Annotated in this window: 2 protein-coding genes; one reads left to right on the forward strand and one right to left on the reverse strand. The window is 38.1% G+C overall.

The genetic code is table 11. The features are described 5' to 3' along the window. Positions 1 to 3275: hypothetical protein (locus GX437_02615; GenBank protein NLJ06543.1), on the reverse strand; the 3275-nt coding region annotated here is incomplete at its 3' end. A 226-nt stretch (positions 3276 to 3501) separates the two neighbouring features. On the opposite strand from GX437_02615, the gene GX437_02620 reads away from it, so the two are divergent. Continuing rightward, on the forward strand, positions 3502 to 3818 hold a 317-nt coding region (locus GX437_02620), incomplete at its 3' end, for a nitroreductase (protein ID NLJ06544.1).

A 3818-nucleotide genomic window follows, 5' to 3' on the forward strand; every position in this document is an offset into this window, starting at 1 on the left:
GTAATCTGAAGTTGTCCGGGTGTAGGAAGCAGGTTCAGATGGGTGGTAACAATGATATTATTACTGCTGTCTTCATCAGCTTTTCCATTTGGCCATCCGGCTTTTACTTCTATCGAATAATTTGAGTCTGCACTGAAATGATAAGTTCCCAGCAAAAGGTTAATTGTCTGGAAATACTTTAGTTTGTTGAAATAGTATTTCGAACTGAATTGATTTTGATTGATTTTCCAGTAAATCATGATACTGTCGAGTGGGCTTTTTCCTCTGTTCTGAAGGCTGACTGATAGTTTATGTTGTCCGTCACATGAAGGGCTGCTGAATGAAGGGAAACCGTTTAAGGAAACGTCTGAGTTTTTAAGAATAAATTCATCAGCGCCTATATCTGGATACAGACTGTTTCTGCTATCTCCGTCTATGTCAGTTTTAACAGCAGGGAGGGGAGTTCCCGCTGAATCACAGGCTATGTCCTGGCAATGCAGGTCTTTTGTATCTTTAAACAGGGGAGACAGGTTTTTGGATTGTTTGTCCTGATTGCTGGCAGTAACCCAATCTGTAAATGATGTCCGTAAACCGTTCCAGTTCCCGAAATTGCTGCCAATTGTGTAAAGGATATTGAAATTGCTGGTAATATTGTTCGTGCCTGCCGCATTAATGACCATGGAGCCGCCTGTGTTGACGAAAATATTATTTTTGATGTCAATACCTGAGGTGGAAGATGTCATGTCGAGGACAGTCCCTGCATAATATTGATTTCCCTGCCTGAAAGTATTATGATAGACGTTGAAATTTGAACTGTTGTCGAGCATCAGGCAACGGGCATTCGTTTCTTTGCCATACATATCAATGAAATTGTTGGAAATCAGGCTCTTGTCGGTGGTAATACCCGGACTGGCTATCAGGTATATCCCTGAACTTCCTGAATTCAGGAATATCCTGTTCCTCCCGATTTGCCTGATATTGCTGCAGTAATAGGTATAAATTCCTGCATAATATGAAGCGCTCACATTATTATTAATAATATTTTGCTGAATATCGAGGTTTCTGAAATAAAGGCAATACAATCCGTATCCATATTGATTGGTAAAAATGTTGTTGAAAAACAAACAGTTGTTGTTGTAGCTTATATTGTCTTTTCCGGCCAGATAAATCCCGTATGAACCATCTGAAAAATAATTATTCCTGAAAACAAGGTTGGTATCCCTGAAATTATCTCCTGACATGGAAATCAGTGCAAATTCTGTTGATGTATTAGTAACTTTTTGTCCGTAAAATGCATTGCTGTCAAAAATCAGGTTTGCGTTTGTGCCGCTCAGTTCAATGATTTTACCATAAACATTTCCATCGGCAATGAAATTGATGTTTTGAATACTCAGGTTGCTGATACCGATTCTGAAGACATAATTTGCATACCAGTTGACTGCTCCGAATCGGACAACCACACTGTCCTGATTTGATTTTAATCCAATGATATTCAGTTTTTTAGGATAATAAAGGCCAGGAATGCTGTCAAGATTCAATTGTTCGGTATAAACACCGGGTTTAATAAGCAAGGTCAGGTTGTTGCATATTCCTCTGGATTGAATATCTGAGAATGCTTCTCCGATGCTTAGGTAATTGCCCTTGCCTTGTTTATCAATAATCAAAGTATCTTTGAATGCAGGCCATAATGATTTTTCCATGGAGTTGTTTTTGTAGTTCTGGTCGGTTAACCCTCCTGCAAATAAAACATTAACACTGACTTTCACTGGTTTGTTTAAAGGCATAAATACCATTCCGCCACTAATGTCAGTTTCTGCATCTGGCACAAGGTTGGTAATGTGGTAAATACTGTCAGTTAATTGATTATCAATATATAGTCGTGTTATAAAATTGAAGGCGGTATCTGTTCCGGCATTTTTTATTTTAATATGAACGGGAGCACTGTCTCCGGGACATAAAAGAGCAGCCGGTGAAAACTGTAATACGGCAAGGTCGCGGTTATAAAGAATCAACTCATCTGCTCCTATGGTGCAACGACCGGTATCGCGTATTTCTCCGTCAATATCTGTTGCTACCTCAGAAAAATATTTGCCTTTTCCGGCAAGCTGTTTTTCGCGGATATGCAGGTCGGTGTTGCTGTAAAAAAGTGGGTTGGCCACCATGGAATTGGTGTCCTGCTTTGAATATAATGACCAGATTGATAAGGTATTGCTCAGATAACCGTTCCAGTAACCAATATATCCGCTTGTATAATAACAATTATAATTGGCTGAAATAGTATCTGTTGTGAAAGTAATTAGTCCGAAACCAGGTCCTCTGTTCACCATGATATTGTTGAAAATATTAATGTTTCCGCAATAGCCGCTACTGTTCTGGATGTTGATACACCTGCCTGCACTTCCCAGTGTGGTACTGCTGATATGAATGTTATTGTGAAAAACATTGATAAAACTACAGGTTTCGATGAATATACCAATGGCAGCCGCATTTCCTCCCGGTGCTGTAAAATTATTTGTTACCCATGTTTCATTTCCCTTTGAAGAGTTGACTTTATTTAACAAAATACTGAATCCATTGGTATTATGACTGATTTTATTTGCCGATATCTGATTCGGGCCTGAACTTGCAGATAACTCTATCCCAATGAATTGTGTATGAAAGCTGTTGGTTTGTATAATATTTCCGGTGATGATAATTCCGTTTTGGTTTTCTGATTCTATGGCTGAAGCATATTGATTAAGGAATAAATTGTTGCTTATTCTGTTTCCTGCCGATGGTACTGTCGGGCCATTGATGAGTATGGCAGTAGAGCCATCATAAAAAATATTGGAGTCGATGAAAAATGAATCACAAATATTCCCTGAACCATATATAATGGCAAAATTATCTGATGTGGCATTTGTTTTAACGCCATAAAATGTATTTTTTTCAAAGGAAATGCGGGTGCAGTCTCCATATAATTCAATGATTCTTCCGGCATTTTGGGAGGAATTTTTAAAGTTCAGCTGGTTAAAGTTGATGTTACCGGCACTATCAATTCTGATGATATAATTTGAGTTGGTCAGAGCAGGGGAGTACCAGATGAGGACAGGTGAAGTATCGTAGGGTTCAAAAGTCAGTGAATAAAGTTGAGCGCCTGAATACCATTTAATGATAATCTGCTCATTGTAACTGCCACCTTTTATTTTAATGATGGTATTTCCGGAAATTCCCTGACTGATAATACTGTCAACAGCTTCCTGAATAGATTGAAATGAATCGGAACTGCTTTTACCAACAGTATAAATTCCTTTCATTTGAGGAAATGCATGAATGCTAAACAGTAAAGTGAAGATAAAAAGTAAAAGAAAGTGCCTGAAAGAGTATTTTGAAAAAAAACTGAGCATAAACCTGAATTAAAACACTGTTATATTAAATGGGGCAGTTTTTTCAATAATCACACTATTTTTTTGATTGTAAAGATAAGAAAATTAAAAGAGTTACTAATTTTACAAGCCTGAAATTAAGATAAAAATCTGTTGTATGAATGGTTTTTTACAATTAGCAAAGAAAAGATATTCCTGTCGGAAATATCAGCCGCTACCGGTAGAGGAGGAAAAGATAAATTATTTGCTTGAATGTGGTCGAATAGCCCCTTCAGCGGCTAACCGCCAGCCATGGAAAGTTTTTGTTGTCAGGGATTCCGGGATCCTGTCTTTAATACATGATGCTTATCCAAGAGAATGGTTTGCAGGTGCTCCGGTGGTCTTTGTTTTTTGCGGAGATCATTCCCTGAGCTGGAAAAGGCAGAAAGATGCAAAAGACCATGCTGATATTGATATTGCCATCATGGTTGATCA

The sequence above is a fragment of the Sphingobacteriales bacterium genome (assembly GCA_012517435.1).
GTDB lineage: Bacteria > Bacteroidota > Bacteroidia > CAILMK01 > JAAYUY01 > JAAYUY01.